Source organism: Gimesia maris, from assembly GCF_008298035.1.
GTDB lineage: Bacteria > Planctomycetota > Planctomycetia > Planctomycetales > Planctomycetaceae > Gimesia > Gimesia maris.
The window spans coordinates 7126980-7146889 of record NZ_CP042910.1 but is presented as its reverse complement, the minus strand read 5'-3'; the positions used below and the strand labels follow the sequence as shown (position 1 = coordinate 7146889).

Annotated in this window: 17 protein-coding genes; 9 read left to right on the top strand and 8 right to left on the bottom strand. The window is 51.2% G+C overall.

From position 1 onward, the window contains the following. Window positions 1-61 precede the first annotated feature (61 nt). Both GmarT_RS26575 and GmarT_RS26570 read left to right on the top strand, forming a co-directional pair. Window positions 62-1699, top strand: a complete 1638-nt coding sequence (locus GmarT_RS26575; RefSeq protein WP_002644507.1) for a HEAT repeat domain-containing protein — start codon at window positions 62-64, stop codon at window positions 1697-1699. Further along, window positions 1696-2085, top strand: coding sequence for a hypothetical protein (locus GmarT_RS26570; RefSeq protein ID WP_002644508.1), 390 nt, complete (start codon window positions 1696-1698; stop codon window positions 2083-2085). Before GmarT_RS26575 ends, GmarT_RS26570 begins: the two co-directional genes overlap by 4 nt. Window positions 2086-2099: 14 nt before the next feature. Here the strand turns inward: GmarT_RS26570 and GmarT_RS26565 are convergent, their stop codons facing one another. Beyond that, window positions 2100-3194 carry a class I SAM-dependent methyltransferase gene (locus tag GmarT_RS26565; protein ID WP_044236564.1) on the bottom strand — a complete coding sequence of 365 codons (1095 nt, stop codon included), beginning with the start codon at window positions 3192-3194 and terminating at the stop codon, window positions 2100-2102. Between the two features lie 369 nt (window positions 3195-3563). Between GmarT_RS26565 and GmarT_RS26560 the strand changes: the two genes are divergently transcribed. Further along, window positions 3564-5141, top strand: a complete 1578-nt coding sequence (locus GmarT_RS26560; RefSeq protein WP_002644510.1) for a hypothetical protein — start codon at window positions 3564-3566, stop codon at window positions 5139-5141. Between the two features lie 69 nt (window positions 5142-5210). On the opposite strand, the gene GmarT_RS26555 is transcribed toward GmarT_RS26560, so the two are convergent. Continuing rightward, the gene (locus GmarT_RS26555; protein WP_044236567.1) at window positions 5211-5522 is read right to left on the bottom strand and encodes a hypothetical protein; all 312 of its coding nucleotides are present in this window, start codon (window positions 5520-5522) and stop codon (window positions 5211-5213) included. 257 nt (window positions 5523-5779) lie between these two features. Between GmarT_RS26555 and GmarT_RS26550 the strand changes: the two genes are divergently transcribed. From GmarT_RS26550 to GmarT_RS26530, 5 genes are all read left to right on the top strand, one after another. After that, the gene (locus tag GmarT_RS26550; RefSeq protein WP_044236570.1) at window positions 5780-6298 is read left to right on the top strand and encodes a hypothetical protein; all 519 of its coding nucleotides are present in this window, start codon (window positions 5780-5782) and stop codon (window positions 6296-6298) included. Window positions 6299-6390: 92 nt separating this feature from the next. Then, on the top strand, window positions 6391-6699 hold the full coding sequence (locus tag GmarT_RS26545) for a hypothetical protein (RefSeq protein WP_002644514.1): 309 nt from the start codon (window positions 6391-6393) through the stop codon (window positions 6697-6699). Window positions 6700-6914: 215 nt separating this feature from the next. Then, window positions 6915-7919 (top strand): acyl-CoA desaturase, encoded by a 1005-nt coding sequence (locus GmarT_RS26540; protein ID WP_002644515.1) that lies wholly within the window; start codon window positions 6915-6917, stop codon window positions 7917-7919. A gap of 1381 nt (window positions 7920-9300) precedes the next feature. Continuing rightward, complete coding sequence (locus GmarT_RS26535; RefSeq protein WP_149303456.1) at window positions 9301-10332, top strand: tetratricopeptide repeat protein; 1032 nt, start codon at window positions 9301-9303, stop codon at window positions 10330-10332. Between the two features lie 10 nt (window positions 10333-10342). Then, on the top strand, window positions 10343-10675 hold the full coding sequence (locus GmarT_RS26530) for a DUF6678 family protein (RefSeq protein WP_002644520.1): 333 nt from the start codon (window positions 10343-10345) through the stop codon (window positions 10673-10675). 13 nt (window positions 10676-10688) lie between these two features. Here GmarT_RS26530 and GmarT_RS26525 read toward each other — a convergent pair whose 3' ends face one another. The 6 genes from GmarT_RS26525 to GmarT_RS26500 all read right to left on the bottom strand — a co-directional run bounded on the left by GmarT_RS26525 (window position 10689) and on the right by GmarT_RS26500 (window position 18431). Beyond that, window positions 10689-11246: a hypothetical protein gene (locus GmarT_RS26525; protein ID WP_002644522.1), complete on the bottom strand. Its 558-nt coding sequence runs from the start codon at window positions 11244-11246 to the stop codon at window positions 10689-10691. A gap of 147 nt (window positions 11247-11393) precedes the next feature. Next, window positions 11394-14900 (bottom strand): ABC transporter permease, encoded by a 3507-nt coding sequence (locus GmarT_RS26520; protein ID WP_002644523.1) that lies wholly within the window; start codon window positions 14898-14900, stop codon window positions 11394-11396. 34 nt (window positions 14901-14934) lie between these two features. Beyond that, the gene (locus GmarT_RS26515) at window positions 14935-15627 is read right to left on the bottom strand and encodes an ABC transporter ATP-binding protein (protein WP_002644524.1); all 693 of its coding nucleotides are present in this window, start codon (window positions 15625-15627) and stop codon (window positions 14935-14937) included. A gap of 20 nt (window positions 15628-15647) precedes the next feature. Next, window positions 15648-16079 (bottom strand): acyl-CoA thioesterase, encoded by a 432-nt coding sequence (locus GmarT_RS26510; protein WP_002644525.1) that lies wholly within the window; start codon window positions 16077-16079, stop codon window positions 15648-15650. Window positions 16080-16182: 103 nt separating this feature from the next. Continuing rightward, window positions 16183-18189, bottom strand: a complete 2007-nt coding sequence (locus tag GmarT_RS26505; RefSeq protein ID WP_002644526.1) for a sodium:solute symporter family protein — start codon at window positions 18187-18189, stop codon at window positions 16183-16185. Beyond that, window positions 18189-18431, bottom strand: a complete 243-nt coding sequence (locus GmarT_RS26500) for a DUF3311 domain-containing protein (protein ID WP_002644527.1) — start codon at window positions 18429-18431, stop codon at window positions 18189-18191. The genes GmarT_RS26505 and GmarT_RS26500 overlap by 1 nt, the downstream gene beginning before the upstream one ends. A gap of 372 nt (window positions 18432-18803) precedes the next feature. Here GmarT_RS26500 and GmarT_RS26495 point away from each other — a divergent pair, with 372 nt between their 5' ends. Continuing rightward, complete coding sequence (locus tag GmarT_RS26495; RefSeq protein ID WP_002644528.1) at window positions 18804-19865, top strand: 3-keto-disaccharide hydrolase; 1062 nt, start codon at window positions 18804-18806, stop codon at window positions 19863-19865. Window positions 19866-19910: the final 45 nt, after the last annotated feature.

The window sequence follows — 19910 nt, the reverse complement described above, 5'->3', positions numbered from 1 at the left end:
ATACAAATGGGAATCTCTGCTTTTGTAGATCCAGGCACTTTTTATACGATCTCATGTCGGCATGGCTTCATCAATTTCTAAAACATTTGACCTGCTCGCGCAGAGCCGAAATTCTCATGCGGTCAACGCATTGATTCAGGCTCTGGACGTCGACGTTCCGGAAATTCGTGAGCAGGCGGTCTTCGCTTTACTGCAGCAGCAGAGTTCACGCGGACTGGTCGAAGTGATCCGGCGTTACCCCACTCACACGGCCGGTATCCGAAAACTGCTGGAGACGCATTCGAATGCACTCGATGCTGCAATCCGGCAGTGTCTGCAACACGGCAACCAGGAACTGCAGTACTGCGGTCTGGAATTTGTCCGTATCACCAGTGATTTTAAACAGATCCCCTCTCTCATCGCCTTGTATGAAAATAAACGGCTGGTCAATCATCAACCGGATCTGACATCACAAACCCTCCGCTACCTGGTGGGCAGGCTCTACGAATATTTTCTGAATCCCTCAGTCGATTCCGTCTACTCCCGCGCGTTTCTGAAAAATGCCAAAGAGATCAGACGCGACAACCTCAACGCGCTCGTCACGGCAACCGAACATCTGCAGGAATTCAATCGCCCCGAAGAAATCGTGGAAAGTCTGCTGATCCTGGGAAAAGTAGACGATCCCGCCATCAGAAAAGTACTCTGGAACTCAAATGAAGACATCCGGCGGATGGTGGAACAGGTACTGAAACAAAGTAAACATATGGGCGTCATGCAGCTTGTTTGTGATTTCACACAAGTGAATTATCCAAACGCGAAAGCCCTGGAAGCGATTTCGACGCGAGATGATCCCGAATTCATCGCCCACCTGTTGCGCTGGCTGCCGGAAAAACCGACCGAATTACAGCAGACGAATTTCAGACAGATCGATCAGGTGATCTGGCTCCGTGCGGATCGGCAGGATTTCAGCCGCATTCCCCAGGTACTGCATGTGGCTTTGATTCGATTGATGAGTCTGCTTAACCTTGATGTCGCCAGTAAAAAACAGGCACAGAAATGGATGCTGCAGCATGGGAATCCAGCCGCCAAAGAAGCAGCCATCGATATGCTGCGGAACCTGGATGTCAACGAAGTCACGGAGATGGTTCTGGAAAGCCTGGATTCGGAAGACCCCATCCAGCAGGCCTGGGCCACCTGCCAGCTTCGCACGCAGCACGTCCCGGATGCGATGAATCTGCTGATCAATAAAATTGACAGTCCGGTAGAGGAAGTACGCGAAGCCGCACGGCAGGAACTTTCGAGTTTTGACGTCGAATATGTTCTGGAGCATTTTGAAGAATTCAATTCGCAGGTCTGTCCGTCTGTGGGCAAGCTGCTGCAGAAACTGAATCCGCGGTGCATCGTCGATTTGAGTCGCGCCATGTCACATCCCCTGCGAAAACGGCGGATCCAGGCTGCCCGCTGTGCTTATGCCTTAAAATTGCATGATCAGGTTGTCCCGGCCCTGGCTGCACTTCTGGAAGATGCCGACGATCTGGTCCGCAGAACCAGCGCCGAAATCCTGGCCAGCATTTCCAGTTCCGCAGCAAGACAGGCATTAGCAACACTGATCAATGAAGAAAATACGCGCATCCGCGAAATCGCGATCAAAGCTCTGCAGAAGCCACTTAGTCCGGAGCAGACCGATCTGAATCAGGTGGAAGGGACAAGCGAAACATGAACATCGATTTTTGGTGCCTGCTGGCAGGACACACTGATGAAATCTCCCGGGCATTTCGTAATCGCAGCCTGCTGCAGGAAAACTGGTTGCTGATTTCAGCATCCATTGTGATTGGCATGGTCTGGCTCGTCCTGTATCTCTGGGAAAATCTGCAGCTGCAGCGCAGGGCCAATTCAGATACACCCCAGGGACTGTTCTACGATCTGTGTAAAACGCATCGCCTGAGCCGCGCTGATATCAACTATCTGCTGAAAGCGTCTGAGGCGCATTGTCATGAGCAGCCAGCCATGGTGTTTATCGATCCCGGCATCCTGAATTCCTATATTAGTCAGGCGGGAAGCGATGCCCGTTACTACGAACTGCTGGAAGAACGTCTGTTTCAGTAATTCACGCATCTGGATCAGGAAGCAGGGCTCCCGGGCTTTCTGGCGATCAAATAATCACTGACCAGGTCATGAGGCAGCGCGTGGACATCGATCGCTGTGAAGCCGATCTCCTCTAGCGTCTGCAATGCCATTTCCTGACACCAGCGGGAACTGTCGGCAGACTGATCCGGCTCAGTGATCGCCATACTTCGCAGGCAGGAGATTGAGTACAACAGCGCGGCCAGCGGATGTTGCAGGTTGATTTCCCTGTGACGTGAACGAGCCAGATCCTGCATCAGAAAAGTTCCTTCCGGTCGCAACGCGGTAAAGACCTGATCCAGAACACGAATCGGCCGGGACTGGTCCTGCAGTACATCAAATGCCATTATCAGATCAAAGGCTTCAATTGCGTGAATCTCCGCCAGATCACGCTGGATAAAAGTCACATTCTCTAACTGCTCATCATCTGCGCTGCGCCTGGCTTTATCAATCAGAAAAGCGGAACTGTCATAGCCCACGAAACGACTGGCAGGAAACGTACGGGCCAGTTCAATCAGCGTCTGACCACTGCCACAACCCAGCTCGAGAACATCCGATCCTTCACAAAGCTGCATAATCAGGCTCGGAATGATTGGCAAGACATGTTTAAACAGTCCATTCATGATCGAAACAGAATGATCTTCCAGAAGCTGTGACTGCAGTTGAGTCAACAGATCAGCAGGTAGCGGACCTCCTGCGCGGAAGCAACTTACAATTTCATCTTCCAGCTTACCTGACAGTGATACCCATTGCACACTGGTGGCATAAGAGTGCGTTCCACCCCGCTGCAGCAATAGCGCGGCCTGTTCCAGAGGCAGGCGGTAAGTCTGGAACAGCGGATCATACTCCAGAATTCCACCGGTGTGCATCACAGTCAGCCAGTCCTCGACATAACGCGTCTGCAGACCGGCTCGCGCTGCTATTTCTTCACAGGTCGCTGCATCCACACTTCCCAGTACTTCAAATAAACCGGTTCGGAAACCGATCGAAAGCATCAATGTCAGGCTTCCCTGATTGATCATCTGTTGCAGACGATCCTCAAAATGAGTGAATGTTTCCAGGCCGACAGTCAAAGCAGTATCAGTCATCATGATGTTTTCCCCTCCAAAGTGAATGATTAATCCGCGACTGAAATACCATGCGAAAAAACCGGCGCAGTGTTACCGGCTTTTTTGAAAAAAAAAGTCGCTGAAAAAGGAGGGAGATTACTCAATCTGGAGGTTTAGAATCTTTTTTTGATAAACTGTTGACATGATATGACATACGTAACGTAACCTTTCAGGGGAAAGTGCGGAACAGAAAAATGTCAATCTGAAAGAGGACAACACCTGTTTTGTTCTGTACAATAAGTTAGTGAAGTGATCGGCTGAGGGGATAAGTAGTTCTCTCCCTGTTCAGCACGGCTTTGAAGGGGCAGGCATCTGGTTCAGGAACCAGCTGTTGAGAGTAGGAGAGTAAGAATGTTGCGACAATGGTTGATTCCGTTTGTGGCGGTGCTGGTGGCGCTGGCTGGCATTGGAGGTTTTCTGATCAACTCAGATCGAACACAGGCGGTTGTCGCTGATAAGCAGGCGCTGACTGATGTGACTCCTTCGATTCAACATCACACACATACCGATTTACAGAAGTCTGGTCGTCGGCTGGATGAAATAAATCAGGTGATTGCCAGTCGTGTTCCCCATTTAAGCGGTTTGCAGTCTGCGAACGCCAGGCGTGGTTCAGGGGAACCCTGGAATGATCCTGCGTTAAACCATTTATATCAGCAGATCCGCAATCAGAAACTGACACTCTGGTTCCCCCGGAATGGCGAGCCGTTCTCCATCTGGGTCGGCAATCCAGAGAAGATCGTCGACGGGAAAAAAATCTATCAGCATGCCGAGACCCTTCAAAAATCGGTCGCGCTGATCAATCAACTGCCATTTCCCGTCCGCATCTGGTTTTATGGAACCCGCGACCAATCCAATCCGGAACTGGGAGAATGCATCGAAGCCGTTGCGGAGATTAAAAATCTGGATGGCGTCAAGTTTTCTTACTGTCGGATTAATGAGCGTGGTTATGAGGCGCTCCGCAATATTCCCCAATTACAGGACCTGGAAATTCTGCATTCGCATCTGGATGACACGGCGCTCGAGCAGATTGCACAGATGGATGGATTACGGCGGCTACATCTGCACTTCGGCAAGAAAAAAATGGATTCCGCAGTCGCAGAAAAAATACTGGATCTACCCCATCTGGAAGACTTGAAACTGTGTATGCCTCTGGTGCCTGAACGTGCCACCTCTTTCTGGAAGAAGCTTTCGGGCTGCTCGGAACTGGTTGCATTAGAAGTCGATTGCGGGACCGTCAAGCAGGATGTGCTCGTCAAATTTTTGAAGGACGGCGATCATCAAAAACTGGAAAAGTGGGTGGTGCGGAATGTGTCCCCCAGAAAGAAACTGTCAGACGCGTTCGTACTCGCTCCCCAACTCACTTCACTTAAGATCCCCTCCGGATCGACAGAAGAAATGAGTTATCTGCTGGAAAAACTGGCCAGCGATCTGCCCGGGATGACTAACCTGATCATCGGCTGGGATACGGGAATGCATCTGACCGGTGATGAAGCCCGTCAGGCACTGAGACAACTGGGCCGCTTCAAAAACCTGCAGGAATGTCATGTTCCCATTACACTGCCTGATGCTTATTCGCTGCAGCCATTAACACGACTCAGTCAGCTCGAAAGTTTTTACTGCAAGGATCTGAATCTGAACCAGGAGACCTTACTCCTGCTTGCACAAATGCCGTCTCTCAAAAGTCTGGATGTGAATGCATTGAATTTTGGAGAAGAGTCTGCCCATCTGCTGCCCTGGTTATCGAATGTGGAGCAGATAGAAATTCGGGCGCCGAGCTCTCTGACCGACGAACGCCTGGCGCTGCTCGATACGCTACCTCAACTGTCCCGGTTGATATGGTGTGATATCGCGATCCAGGAACCGGTACCACTCACACCGGAAGCCCGCAAGAAATATCCCCATATCGAATTCGACATCTGCGGAAATTGAATTTTACCGCAGTAAATGAATTGCACTGCCAGAGCGTTTTTTCACCGGTTGCCTCAGCAGCAGTGTCGCTTACTTGACTGAGAATTCATGCAGCGTTTCGGGCCAGATCGCATGAAAGCCATCTTCACTGATGGGACGATAGCCGGCTTTGAATCGGTTCATCAATGGATGTTCGATCTGCGTTCTGATCTGGCTCAGCACTTTCGCCGGATCATCGACGGTCATAAACAGGTTCATTTCCGAACTGCCGAAATCATGTCCGTCGACAATCGTCTTGCCATCCACCTGGATTTGATCGATGATGACGGATTCCAGATCCACGAGTGAATCGTAATCAGAAATTACGGCTCCATTAAACTGTAGTACAAGTTGAAATTTCATAGTCGTTCCCACGGTCTGATTGATAGAATGGCGAGTGAATATCGGACCCTGTTTGCCCATCGAAAGGGCTCAAGACTGGCTACAGGCACATTATAACGAAAGGACCGCTGTTTATGATACCAGGTTCATTCAATTTCGTTTGAATTCAATAAACCGGAGGTTCTGGTCAGCATACTTTGTCGGTTATATTGACGGCGCAAACTCTTTTCCGCAAGCAGTTTCGGAATATTGTTTATTAACACCAGAGAACGAAGAAAATGCAGACTCGCATCACAAACATTCGCCTGGCTCATCTAGTTACAGGACCGCTATTGGCTCTCATGCTGATTCGGCTTTATTTTCTGCTTCCGTTCCCCGTCAAACCAGATCAGATTGACTGGACCCCGTATTCGCTGGCAGGCGTTCACCAGGATCTGGAACAAGGCAAACTGGTTCTGATCAGCGCAAAAGCCAGTTGGTGTATCACTACGTGGGGGCACGAGTACTTTTATTCTCAAGATCCAGCAGTACTCAAGCTGGTCCGCAGTCAACCCATCAGCTGCTACCAAATTGATATTGCAGAACTGCCTCATCACCAGTTTGAAGCCTGGCAGGGTTATTTCGACGATATTTCTCCACTGGGAGTCATTCTGCTGACGCAGAATTCCAACCACGAAGTCATTAAACGCGCGATTACGATAGAGGGGCTCTACGAACAGCAACTGATCCCCGAAATCAAAAAGCTGCGCGAGTTACAGACAGAGCCGTCGTATCGTGTGGTTCATATTGATCCGTGATTTAATGGAATATTAGACCGATGACTGAATTTCCCGTGATAAATTATATCTCGAAATAGAACTTTAACGTTGATTTTGATAAGGAAAAAAAGATGGGAGCAGGCGCTGGTGGTGCTCTGATTCAAGCGGTTCTGGTAGTTCTACTTGCATTACCCATTCATCTATTGAGCTGTCGATATTGGCGGATTCATTTTCTATCGCGTTACCTGCTGACTTCGCTACTGGTCGCCGTCTTTGCTTTAATCTTTCCATTTATCGAATGGATTGTTTGGGGAGACGCCTCCAGGTACTATCAACCGTGGGATGTCTGGCTCTGGAAGACTTTTGTGCTCAGTCTCGTCGTGGCTCTATTGTTTGGTTTCCCCCACTGGAAAGATAATTTCTTCAAGCAATCCAGGTAAATGGATGCATTCACGATATCACTTATTTCACCATGCAAGAGATTAAAACGTCCCCCGAGGCTCCTGATTCATAACTGCTTCTGTACACCCGTTTTAAGAAATTTCCCTGTCTTTTTCCAATCGACCTCACCGCTATAGACACAATTCGCCAATCCCCCTAAAATCTGCCGACTTTTTATTTACATACAGATATAGATCGGATCGGGCTCTTAAATATGAATTCACAGCAGACACTCGCGCCGCTTCCGGAAACGGATGAACTTCTTCCTGAAAACGCAGCTGCTGAGACGCCCGAACCTGAGACACCCCAAACTGAACCAGCACAGCCGGGTAAATATGCGACCACTGACTGGGCCAATATTGGCTGGGTTGTCGCCATCCACCTGGGACTGCTGGCGGCTCCCTTTTACTTCACCTGGACAGGCCTGCTGACTTGTGTATTCCTGGGCTGGTTAACCGGCTGCATTGGGATCTGCATGGGCTATCATCGCCTGCTCACCCATGGCAGCTTTCAGACATATTCCTTCATGAGCCGTACGATCGGCCTGATTGGTTTACTGGCCGGGCAGGGACCTCCGATTCAATGGGTCGCCAATCACCGGAAACATCATCTGCACAGCGACCAGCCCGGCGATCCGCATTCACCGCGCGATGGTCGCTGGTGGAGCCATATTCTCTGGCTCGTTCCTTATCACAGCGCTGAAGAAATTCAGGCCACCCATCAGCGGTTTGCTCCCGATCTGCTCAAAGACCCGTTCATGCGGTTCCTGCAGAAAACATTTCTGTTCTGGCACATTGGTCTAGGCGCCATTTTATATGGCATCGGTTACTGGCTGGGCGGCAGAGAGACCGCGATCAGCATGGTCGTGTATGGGATGTTTGTGCGTCTGTTCTATGTGCTGCACGCGACCTGGTTCGTGAATTCCGCTACCCACATCTGGGGCTATCGTAATTACGAAACCACGGACGACAGCAAAAACCTGTGGTGGGTCGCCCTGATGACCTACGGCGAAGGCTGGCACAATAACCATCACAAGTACCAGCGAATGGCAAAGAACGGCCACAAATGGTGGGAACTCGATATGACCTACGGTGCGATTCTGGTCCTCGAAAAACTGGGCCTCGCCTGGAAAGTCGTCAAGACGATTCCCCCCAATGACAAACCAACGGCAGTCAAGCCTCCCAAATTTGCCCAGCAGCAACAGACTGCGAAGAACTGACAGACTGCGACTTCCTGCCGCTGCGCTCGCCCCGGATTGCATCCGGGGTCACCCGTTTTTAATTTCGTGTCGTTTCGTGTTTTGCGTGGTAGATAATTCCAGTTCGAGGTTTCCATCAGTTCCGATTGCGGTGTGAAACTGGTTTGAAATTCGCCACGCGGGCGGACAGATGGGTCCTGCCCTTGTATCTGCCCATGACTGTCTGATGAGCGTGCCGGGATTGGGATCAGCCCTGATCTTATTCGCACGCGTCAACTGCGACCTCCTGCTCGCTGCGCTCGCCCCGGATTGCATCCGGGGTCACCCGTTTTTAATTTCGTGTCATTTCGTGTTTTTCGTGGTAGATAATTCCAGTTTGAGGTTTCCATCAGTTCCGATTGCGGTGTGAAACTGGTTTGAAATTCGCCACGCGGGCGGACAGATGGATTCCACCCGTACTGTAAGACCGGTCTGATGAACGCACCGGGATTGAGCGATTGCTCTGGCGGTTTTCTGTTACCCTCTGCACTGTCTTCAGTCGTTCGGGATGTTTATCTGAGGGGATAGGGGCACTTCTATTATCATGCTTCGTACCAGGTAGGCCTGGAAACTGACAGTACAAGTGATGAATCGGCGTAGGGTAATCCCATGTGTTTGCCTCTACTGCAAAGCAGGTCGGACATTCGCCAATCGTTCAAACATTTTTACCGTCAGTTACCTGTGGCAATCCCGGATTACAGCCAGGACCACCCGAAGTTGTCGTTATATCACAGTTTGCGCGACTGTTACCTATGTGTCCGAACGGTGAAACACGGACGTCGGTCCTGGTGGTGAATTTTGTATTTCGTCAGGATATTTTTACGACCACGAAAAACACGAAACCACACGCAAAAGATTTTTCAGGGGAACTGATCATGGAAACCGCTGCTTTTTCAGGAGGTTTGAATTCATGTGGGAGTGTCAATCTTAGGGAGGGGCGTGAGGCTATCAAGTGGATTATGGGAATGATGTGGCGAACTGTGTTGATAGGGAACCGATGCTGGAGTGATCAGTGGCGGTGCCGAGGTGAAAGGCTGCGATGTGTGGCGACCCGCAGGCATACATCACGAACCGGTGTGGATTCAGGCAGTGCAAATCTGGAAAAAACGGGCTGTTTTATAGTGAAGATCAGGAACAGGTATCGCGTGTTCTGGTGCACTGTAAACTGGCCACGCGCGCGACCCGAAACAACGCTTATCGCCAGTGGCGCGAGCGGGTCAAGTTGAATTTCTACAGTGAAAACAGAATTTGTTTATCTATCCCGGTGACGGCCTGCTAGAATGTGTGATCCAGAAAACAGGCTTACAAAACGGTTGATACTTTTGATCTCAGTCAATTGCTGAATCAGGAAGGATGAGTTCACGTGAGAAATCGATATTTAACCACCAGTATGATGGGGTTGATATGGTGCCTTTGTTCGGTTCTGCACGCCGCTGATGTCACCATGCTGGCGATTCAGGGGCGTAATATGACCGCAGAACAGGCGGCGGCTGTGGAAAAGCAGATCAAAGACAATCCACAGGACGTGAATGCACGGGCAAAACTACTGGGTTATTATTTTGCGAAACAGTTTACCGACGCCGCAGTGAGAAAAGCAAAACAGGAGAATATTTTGTGGCTGATCGAGAATGAGCCCCAGGCAAAAATCCTGGCAACACCATTCGGACAGATGGATGCGATTCTCGATGGTGAGTCTTATACAAGAGGTAAACAAGCCTGGGAAAAACAACTCAAGGCACAGCCGAACAACCTGACGCTGCTGGATCATGCGGCGAAATATTTTCTGTTGCATGATCGGGAACGGGCGAAACAGTTACTGGAGAAAGCGCAGAAGATAGACGCGGAAAATCCAGAGTGGGCCCGTGAGCTTGGGCAATTGTATTCGTTGGACATGCAGGGCAGTTCATCGCTCAAGGCAAAGAAAGCAACTGCTGCGAAAGCGCTGGAACAGTTGGAAATTGCTTATCGTCTTTCAACCGATGTTGCGAAAGATGCGCTGTTGAGTAACCTTGCGCAGTCAGCACTGGTCGCTGGAGATACAGAGAAAGCAAAACAGTATGCAAAGCAGATGCTGAACCAGGTGGGATCTGACTGGAACAGTGGCAATAAAGTGCATTACGCCAATATCACGCTCGGAAAGATCGCACTGGCGGATGGTAATATTGAGGCAGCGAATCAGTTTCTGATCAAAGCGGGAAAGACGAAAGGTTCGCCTCAACTGAATTCGTTCGGACCAGATTTCAGTCTGGCGAAAGCCTTGCTGGAAAAGGAGCAGAAAAAAGTGGTGCTGGAATATCTGGATCTGTGCGGCAACTTCTGGGTACTTGGAAAAGACCGGCTGGCTCAGTGGTCAAAAGCGATCAATGACAACCAGATTCCCAAGACACTGAGATAGGTTTCTGATTATGAATGCTTCACTCATGCAGCCTGTCATGAATAATACCAGATGGCGCGAATTACAGACAGCAATGATTGAACTCAAAAGTGTGCAGACACTGTGGAGGACTCGTTGTCTGGAAAACGGTTTTATTTCTGCCTGGGATGGGGAATGGTTTTACCATTTTTTCCAGGGAGGTTATACAGATATCGAGTGGGTGGAAATTAAAGTGGAAGGTGAAAGTGAGCGCGAGATTGTTTTATCACGACTAAAAAAAATCCATGTTCCGGGAGAAGTCACGGAACATGGATTTAAAGTGTTTGGCTACATTCCAGCAGGCCAGACAGTTGATTATCTGTAAGGTGTGGGAGCGTTTAGGTGGTGCCGGCGTCGTTGGCTGCCGGTTCTACGAGTTGCTCGACAGCAGCGGGGACGGCATGTGGTTTGTCGACCGGTTTATAGATCATGACCATCGCGGCGCCGGCGGCGGCGAGGCCCAGTCCCAGGAAGAACCTGAGATCGGGCAGTGTTTTGGTCGGGTGGAAGACGGTGATGGTAGCGATGGTATTGACGATGGGAGCACCTGCGAATACGAGCGGCGCGACATAGATGGCGGCCCCTTTGCCGCCAGTGGTCACCGCGAAGATGACACACAATGCTCCCATTGCGCCGGCGGTACCGGCGAGGATGCCCCAGAGGATCGGGCCGGTATTGAAGTTCACGCCCGCTTTGGCGGTCGGGTCTTTATCCAGCACGAAGATGAAGAAGCAGGGAATCAGAACGGCGACGAGAAAGTAAGCCATACCTACGAACAGGAAGGCGCGGAGGTTACTGTGCAGTTTCTGGGCGGCGATATGAACGAGAGGCACATAAGTCCCCCACGAGAGTGCGGCACAGGCAACAAAGATTAAGACAATCGTCCATTTCGACATTCTTCAAACTCCTGAAATACTGGAGGGGAGGGATCAATTCTATTGGCGAGACAACTCTGTATTTATGATAGTAACTTTGTGAAATTCCAGCACCCGACAATCATGGAAAATTGTGTGAATGACTGAAATGCGGTTGTGTACAAACTCTTATGAAGAACGTAATGTCGCCAGGATCGGGGCCCGGACGGCGTCGGCGACCGCCAGCAGCGCCGCCAGCATGCCTGTCAGCAGGACCGCCAGCAAAATCACCAGGCCACTTTCCCAGGGGAGATCCGCGCCGGTAGACAGCAGATGTGGCAGCATCGCCAGCAAAGCGGAGGCAGTTCCGGAAACCAGTCCCCAGAGCAGCAGAAACGCATTCTCGGAAAGGACGATGATCGCGACATCACTGCCCGTCATGCCGATCGCGCGCAGCAGAGCCAGTTCGCTGCGACGTTCGACTACATTACGTAACATCACGGTGGCGAGCCCGAGAGTTCCCAGTAACAGTCCCAGACCTCCCAGTGTCTGGAAGGTTGAGAGATACGTATTCTGTACGGCGAGGAAGTCAGCGAGTCGATTGGCGACGAGGTCGGCGTCGAACCCGTATTCGGTCAGCCCTGTTTCCAGCACGCCGGCGAGCTTGCCGGCCTGATCCGGGGGAACTTCAATCAGAAAGTATTCGAACCCGGCCTGCTCGGGAAACAATGTTTGGAAATGCTGTTCGGAAATGAGGAGCACCCCCTGAAAGATACTGCCATCCAGCATGCCTTTGATTTTCAACTGATGTTCCGGGCGTTCGTCAGAAGGAATGCCGACCGTCGCGCCGATGCCTTTATGCAGGCTGTACATGAGCGTATTCATATCACCCAGCGCGGGGATGGAGCCGTCTTCCTGGGGTTCGTTAAGGAGTTTCCAGGGATCGTCAGCCGGTGTATCTGCGAATTTGAAGCCGCCACGTTCAATCATTTCCTGAGGGACGCCGAGGATTGTGGGGACGCTGGTCTGGTAGATATTCAGGCAGCTGGCGTTCTCACCCGGTTTGACGCGGAAGGGAATTGCGGTCATTTCGCTTAATAGCTTTTGTGTTGCGGGATCATCTGGAGCGTTGACCAGCATTTTGTCGCGGCCAACAGTCGTATTCAAATCATAGATCAGTGGAGAGGTAGACTCTGCGATGATGGTGAACCCTCCGTTGCCCGAATCTTTATCAGGACTCTCGACTGCAGGATTACGATGTCCGGCGGCGACAGAGACGAGTACGAATGTGGCGGACGCGATGAGCGCGGTTGTTAAAACGCTTCGCTGGCGAAAGCGGCCGGCATTGCGAAAGCCAAGTTTCATTAATGCTCGCGTACCTGTGCCTTTAATGGGGGTGGCGGATTCGATTCTCAATCTGCTGGATAAGAAGAAAACGCTGGAAACCAGTGAGAGAGTGCCGACCAGAAAAAACGAAACCGTCTGCCAGGAGAAACCGGAAAAGGCTTCCTCTTTGGGGATGAGGAGAGAGATTGTCGCCAGTACCAGGATAAATGCAGCCACGGAGGATGCTTTATAAATATAACCGACGCGTCGGGCGTCTTTCGCTTTATCTGATTCGGGTGTATTAACTCCCAGCAGCAGGCTTCGAATCGAGATCTGTTTGAGTTCGGACATCGATTTCCAGGTGACGAATCCCGAGAACAGGACCGCGATCAGGAAGCCGATGACAAGGCTGGTTGCGGTCAGATCCAGATACAGGAAGCGGGTGCCAATCGCGCCGATCCACCAGGTTTTCAGACCGTATAACATGAGAGAGGCATAGCCGATGGCGGCGAGGATTCCCAGAATCCCCCCTGCGAAAATGACGATAAAGGCTTCTTTGAAGATGATCTGCCTGACCTGATGAGGTGTAAAACCGATTGCCGACAGGAGGCCGATGGATGAAACGCGGCGGTCGATACCGAGCTTGAACAACAGGCGAATCAGAATGATCGCAGACAGAATGATGAAAAAGCTGAAGCCGATAAACAGACCGCTGAAATCGGTGGTTCCGCTGGCAGCAGCCAGACCGAGCAACTTGATGGGTTGCACGGTGAGCCCCAGTTTAAAGACGTCAATCTTTTTGAGTAACTCGCTCGCAAACAGGGGCGCGGTTTCATCCAGGGATTTACCGGGCAGGGGAGTAAACCGCAGGGAGGTCAGGCTGCCATAGCGGCTGTTCCATAATGACTGTGCTGTCCCCAGTGAGACAAATGCTTTGGGGGTGGTCTTGTATTTGTCCCAGTAATCTTCATCGCGATCGGTGACGCGGTTCAACTGCATGGGGAAGGGCTGTTTCCAGTCGCCGAAGGTGTCGGCATCGGTGATACCTTCCATCTCGGGAGTCAGTTTGCGATCGGCTGCAGGGGTACCATCAAGTTCGGTGATGCCTTGCACCTGGAAAATCTGCTCGACTTCGGGCAGTTCTCCCCGGGAACCGACGACATGATATTTCATCCTTACTTCATCGCCGACTTTGACATTCAGGTCTTTAGCCAGCCATTCGTTGAGGACGATGTCATTTTCTTTTAAAGGGAGTTTCGGCTCTGTACCGATGAATTTGAACGGACCAAAGGGGGGCTGTTGAGTGAATTCGAGTCCCGCGACAATCGAATACATGGAGTACGGCTCTTTTAAATCAGCCTGAGCCTTCTTCGCAGGTTCGATTTCATTGGCGATGTAGACCATCACGGGGGATGTGCGGAGATCAAGCGCTTGTGCTGCTGTGATACCCGCCTGTTCGATTTGCGGATCGAGAATCATCTGATCGCTTTCCAGCGAGAGATATTGATATTCTTTATTCGGAGCAATTTTCAGATTGAGGTCTTCCAGCTTCAGAGAACTCTTTAAAACGGATTCCAGTTGCTGGGCTGTTTCCAGAGCGGCAGGAGAAACCGCGTCTGGGCTGTCGGAGCTGAAAAAGAGGGAGTTGACGCGAGCTGGTCTTGATTGGGGATTGCGTCGCGAGGCGACAATTTCGTCGAGGTCTAATGCCGCCTGCAGTGTCTTGAGCGAAATAAACAGATCGAGGGGCAACTGCTGATTGGGGAGCAACGCCAGTCGACCGGCTTTGGAGTCGGCGTCGAGGATTGTACTGACGGTGAGTGTGATTTCGACCGACTGTTCTTCGCGTTCACCCAGCAGTGAATCGCGGGGGATGGCGGAGGGGAGTTCGATCCAGAGTGTGATTTCATCGCCGACCGCGACTTGTAACTGTTCTGCAACGCGGGCGTTGAGGATGGCCTGATCGTCTTCTGGCGGAGGGAGATTCGGATGTTCGAGCAGTGACCAGAGTCGTTCGTCGGTACCAAAAATATTGACCTGACCGACGCGCAGGTGCTGATCATCCTGATTTTTTTCCAGACTTCCGCGCAGGACCAGCGCGGGGGCGATGGTCTTGATGTGTTTGGGGAGCTCAGTGGATTTCGAGAGATCCTCGGCAAGCTGTTCGCGGAAGAAGCGATGTCCCGAGACGACAAAATCGATTTTCCCCAGTCGGTCGAGGGTCATTTGTCTTAAGCTGGCCCGCACGGAATCGCCGACGATGAGGGCCCCCCCGATGACTGCGGTAGCCGCGATCACACCCAGGAGTACCGCGAGATTGGTGCGCCAGTGATAGGTCAGGCTTTTGAAAACAAATCGCGCTTGATTCATAGAACGAACTCTTGCGAAGATTGTAGTTGGTTTTTCAGGCAGTTTCTGTCACGAGCGATCCGTCGCGCAATCGCTGATGCTGAGGAAACAGGGTCGCCAGTTCGCGACTGTGTGTGACACAGATCAGAACGGTATTCTGTTCCTGGTTGATTTCCAGCAATAGTTTGCCGATCGATTCTGTATTGGTGCGGTCAAGGTTTCCCGTGGGTTCATCGGCCAGGAGCAGGCGTGGATTATTAATCAACGCGCGGCAGACAGCGACCCGCTGGCGTTCGCCGCCGGAAATCTGGGCGGGTCGATGGTTCAATCGATCCGAAAGGCCGACGCGTTCGAGCAGATGGCGGGCGCGTTCTTCGGCATCGCTGGTGGCGCCCTGATACACCATGGTCGGAATCAGGACATTTTCCAGCACCGAGAACTGCGGCATCAGGTGATGGTCCTGGAAAATAAAGCCAATGTTCTGGTTGCGGAATTCTGCCTGCTGCTTTGCATTCAGTTCAAACGGGTTCTGGCCGAATTGAATGATTTCACCCGACGTTGGTTGATCGAGCACACCAAGAATGTAAAGCAGGGTGCTTTTTCCCGAACCCGAAGGTCCGGTGATGGCGAGGGCATCTCCCCTGTTGAGGCTCAGGTTCACGCCATTGAGAATCGCCAGTGATTCTCCCGCGAGCGAGAATGCTTTGGATAAGTCGCGGACAATCAGTTGCGGTTGCGCGTCATTCATATTAATCCCTGCTTCACAGATTATTCAGCCTGATCCATGGATGCTTCAAATTTCAGCAGCATCCGCTCGGGAATTGCGATGGACTGCATGGGACTGCCGTGTGTGAACTGACAGCAGACCGTTTTCATTCTTCCTCTGGCAATTTTTGTTTCGTCCCGCCAGAGATCATATTCGATTGTCAGTGACTTCACGCCGATCCGTTCAATGTTGAGGCGGATCTCAAGCAGGTCACCATAACAGGCGGGTGATTCAAACGAGCACTGGGCGGAAACCCTCGGCCAGCCGATAATGGAGCCGTCCGCCTGTTTATCGACAATTGTCAGGCCCAGCGAACGGAAGTATTCGTGTTCGGCCTGCTCCATGTACTTGTAAAAGTTGGCAAAGTGAACGATGCCAGCCATGTCGGTTTCATGGAATTCGACACGACGGGTTGTTTTAAAAGTACAGGACATGTGTGGCTCTATAGAAGTGAGTCGACAACAGGCTGTGGAACATTCTTCCGGTGTTCGGCACAGCCTGTTGTATTTCAAATAATCTTAACGTAGTTCTTCTGACCTAGTCTTCGGGAAAAAAGCGGACCAGAGTCTCTTTGCTGGGTGGTGGAGTGACCAGGGAAACCAGAATCATCGCGACTGCGGAAGCGACGACCATCGTTGCCACGGGCATCATACCCAGGAAAGTATAATCAGGGTTCAAAGCATATTTGGCTTCTCGGAACAGATACAGCCAGGTCCCGAAGGCAACAATGACGCCAGCATAAGTTCCCGCTTTCGTGAGCCGTTTCCAGTAAACAGCGGCAAAGATAATCGGGAACAGGCTGGAAAATCCACTGAAACACCAGACCCCCAGTGTGAAGACACGCCTCGGTTCCAGCAGGCTGAATCCGTAGGTGATCGCCACAACTACAATAATAAACATGCGGGCCATGAAGACAACCTGTTTATCGGTAAAACGATTTTTCCCGCCGTAATGCACGACGATGTCTTCGGTAAACATGGTTCCGATACAGAGGAACTGACTGTCTAGCGACGACATGATGGCTGCCAGAATTCCTGCTGTCAGGAAGCCGGCCAGGACAGGTGAGGTCATTTTTTTCACCATCGCTGCCAGCACCGCATTCGCCGGGAAGTGAGGCGGAAAGAGAGGTGACCCCTCGAATGTGGCAGAAGTCGCCCAGACACCGACCAGCACACAGGGAACCCAGACAATCATAATAAACAGCGGGTGTGCGACGACAGGCAGTTTGAAAGTGGCTGCGCTGCGTGCTGTCAGCCAGTGCTGGAACAGGTGAGGAAACATACCAACTGAGAGGGGGACGAAGAAGTAGGTGAAGAAGACCAGCTTACTCATCGGGTGTGGTGCATCCGGTGCCCAGCTGCTGGCGCGGTACACGCCGAGTGCTTTCTTGATAGTCCACTTTTTCCCTTTGGAGGGATCGTCCGGATCCAGGTCATGCTCGGGATGGCCAATGTTCTCTGCGAAGATCAGCTTGGCTTTTTCGTCTTCGGCGTTGGCTCTGCGCGGGTATTCGCGCAGATCATGATGTGCCATCAGACCCTGTTTCCATTTTTCAGGAAAGGGGTCAGGCATGACACGGTCGTCCTGAGTCAACAATGCTTTGTTAATCTGTTCGTTTGAGAGTTTATAAAGCTCATTTTTGGCGGCATAAACGGCTTCTGCCGTGGTTTGCCAGTTGGGGAACCGTGGTTTGAATGCTTTGTAGGCTTCTATTTTCTGTTCTTCGGTCAGCTTCAGTGTTTTGAGAATCCGACGGGCATAGTTGTATTTGGCAATCAAAGTCCAGGTCTGATAACGTTCCGCATAACGCTCCCGGTCAGCTGGATCGACGGCCCGCATTAACTTGGACGGGTTCTTTTCCAGTACGGCATGGCTGGCGGCATCAAGTCCACCCAGCTTGCTTGAAATCACCACGAAGGTGACGACGCCCAGCACCATAAACACAATGGTCTGAAAGGTATTCGCCCAGGCGGTGCCACGCATTCCACCAAAGAAGACGTAGATCAACACCACCAGGCTGATGACCAGCGAACCGAGCCAGGGGGGGACGCCATAGTCGTAGGCGGCAAAAGAGCTTTCAAAGGCTCCTTCTGTGATACTGCTGATCACCACGCCGGATGACATCACGCCGATCAGCAGATAGGGAATCACCAGTCCGACCAGGATCGGGAACAGGATGATTCCAATCCGGTCACTTTCCAGGCGGTCCCGGAAAAACTGAATCTGCGTGGTATAACCGTATTTGTATCCCCAGGACCAGAGTTTAATCCCCAGCAGGAAGAAGCAGAGTGAGTGAATGATACCGCTGGAAGAGGCCAGCATCCCGTAGACGCCGACGCCTTCTTTATAGGCTTCTCCACTGGAACCGACGAGCGCGAATGCGGTCATGGTGGTTCCGAAAATAGACATCAACAGCAGAAAGGGGCCGATTGAGTGGCTGGCCAGCATGTAATCCTTACTGGTTCCTTTAAACAGCCGACTGGAAAAGACGCCCAGAAACAACAGTAGCGATAAATAGATTCCGATAATTACCAGCTGGATCATTATTTTGTTTCTCCTGATTCCTGGGCCTGGGCAGGTGGTTCTTGCGCAACTTCTTCGAGGTGATGTGGCCAGGCAAACTTCGTGGCCAGGAACCAGACGATGGCAGCACCGATGGAAATCCCCGCCTGATACAGCAGGGTGATCGGCATAAAGCCCCAGATGAGACGTTTGTCGTCCCACAACCAGTTATCCTGGTGAATGATGATAAGCAGGACAACCAAGCCATAAATGGTGTATCTCATAAGTCATCTTTTCTATATCGACAGAGTCACTTCAGGTGGGTTTGCTGTTACCAGATGAAAGTACTGGTATGGGCGGGAAGCAGGATACGCTACATCCCGCTGAATCGCACTGGGGTACTATTGTGACAAATTCTCCGATGAGTCACAACGTACCGGTTATAAATGTGTCAATAAACCTGCTGATCTCAATGAGAACTGATGTTGAGTGTTAACGATTATTTACAAAAAAACGTGTTTCACAGGCGGGGAAGATTCTTAAGATTCAAAGCAGTCGTCCGGGCTTGCAAATGAGTGATTGTCTTCTCAGAATGGTGGTTTACACAGGATTGCTGATCATTTTCGATTACGATTATTAGAGAATCTGGGGGATAGATGTTTCGTCTTACACTGGTCGGTTTATTTGCGATTCAATTTCTGTTGACTTCGACAGCATTTGCTCAGGCTCCCAAAGGGGATAAAAAATTCGCGATCCTTGATATCGACAAGGTCGATGAGGACTTTCAATACCAGGGTGAATATTACGGTCTGATAGGCAGTGACTGTGGATGGTGTGGCGAAACAGCACTGGGGTTGCAGGTTGTTGCCCGAGGTGATGGCCAATTTATTGCATCACTTTATCACGGTGGACTGCCGGGAAATGGCTGGGACCGTTCTGCTCGCGTTGAACTGGAAGGAGTACGGCAGGGAGATGTGTTATTTCTGACCGGTGGTGATTTTCAGATACAGGTTCTGCATGGTGGTGTTGTTGATGTTCGTGACGAGGCAGGGCATCTGCTCGGTCAATTGCTGAAAACTGAGCGCCGCAGCATCACGCTGGGAGCCACCCCGCCTCCCGGAGCAACCGTGCTGTTTGATGGTACTTCAACCGATATGCTGAAAGGCGCTGAGATTACAGAGAAAGGCCTGTTGAAAGAGGGAACCGAGTTCAAGCAGACCTACCGCAGTTTCCGTCTGCATCTGGAGTTTCGTCTGCCTTACATGCCTTATGCGACAGGTCAGGCTCGCAGTAACAGTGGAGTTTATCTGCAGAGTCGCTATGAAGTCCAGATTCTCGATTCGTTCGGTCTGGAAGGGGTTGAGAATGAGTGTGGAGGACTGTACAAGCAGAAACGGGCTGATGTAAATATGTGTTTTCCGCCTCTCAGCTGGCAGACATATGACATTGCATTTGTGGCTCCCAAATTCAATGCGGAAGGTGAAAAGATCAAAAATGCCTTCATAACGGTTCTGCTGAATGGTGTTCCCGTACATCAGGACTATTCCATCATCGCGAAAACCGGTGGTGGTAAGCAGGAAGGCCCTGAACTGTTTCCCATCAAACTGCAGGATCATACCAATCCGGTAAGGTTTCGAAATATCTGGATTGTGGATTTGAGTAATCAGCCGGATCCGGTTTATTGTACGCCTTGCCAGTCTCTGGCCTGCGACCCGTAAACGACGGTGTCACCCACACCAGTCTCTTCCGGCAAAGCGAATCAG

Bases quoted from the DNA above. Each gene is read 5' to 3' on its own strand.
- GmarT_RS26525 (WP_002644522.1), bottom strand. From the start codon at position 11,246: ATGTCGAAATGGACGATTGTCTTAATCTTTGTTGCCTGTGCCGCACTC.
- GmarT_RS26560 (WP_002644510.1), top strand. From the start codon at position 3,564: ATGTTGCGACAATGGTTGATTCCGTTTGTGGCGGTGCTGGTGGCGCTG.
- GmarT_RS26510 (WP_002644525.1), bottom strand. From the start codon at position 16,079: ATGTCCTGTACTTTTAAAACAACCCGTCGTGTCGAATTCCATGAAACC.
- GmarT_RS26500 (WP_002644527.1), bottom strand. From the start codon at position 18,431: ATGAGATACACCATTTATGGCTTGGTTGTCCTGCTTATCATCATTCAC.
- GmarT_RS26550 (WP_044236570.1), top strand. From the start codon at position 5,780: ATGCAGACTCGCATCACAAACATTCGCCTGGCTCATCTAGTTACAGGA.
- GmarT_RS26555 (WP_044236567.1), bottom strand. From the start codon at position 5,522: ATGAAATTTCAACTTGTACTACAGTTTAATGGAGCCGTAATTTCTGAT.
- GmarT_RS26520 (WP_002644523.1), bottom strand. From the start codon at position 14,900: ATGAATCAAGCGCGATTTGTTTTCAAAAGCCTGACCTATCACTGGCGC.
- GmarT_RS26565 (WP_044236564.1), bottom strand. From the start codon at position 3,194: ATGATGACTGATACTGCTTTGACTGTCGGCCTGGAAACATTCACTCAT.
- GmarT_RS26575 (WP_002644507.1), top strand. From the start codon at position 62: ATGGCTTCATCAATTTCTAAAACATTTGACCTGCTCGCGCAGAGCCGA.
- GmarT_RS26505 (WP_002644526.1), bottom strand. From the start codon at position 18,189: ATGATCCAGCTGGTAATTATCGGAATCTATTTATCGCTACTGTTGTTT.
- GmarT_RS26540 (WP_002644515.1), top strand. From the start codon at position 6,915: ATGAATTCACAGCAGACACTCGCGCCGCTTCCGGAAACGGATGAACTT.
- GmarT_RS26570 (WP_002644508.1), top strand. From the start codon at position 1,696: ATGAACATCGATTTTTGGTGCCTGCTGGCAGGACACACTGATGAAATC.
- GmarT_RS26545 (WP_002644514.1), top strand. From the start codon at position 6,391: ATGGGAGCAGGCGCTGGTGGTGCTCTGATTCAAGCGGTTCTGGTAGTT.
- GmarT_RS26515 (WP_002644524.1), bottom strand. From the start codon at position 15,627: ATGAATGACGCGCAACCGCAACTGATTGTCCGCGACTTATCCAAAGCA.
- GmarT_RS26495 (WP_002644528.1), top strand. From the start codon at position 18,804: ATGTTTCGTCTTACACTGGTCGGTTTATTTGCGATTCAATTTCTGTTG.
- GmarT_RS26530 (WP_002644520.1), top strand. From the start codon at position 10,343: ATGAATGCTTCACTCATGCAGCCTGTCATGAATAATACCAGATGGCGC.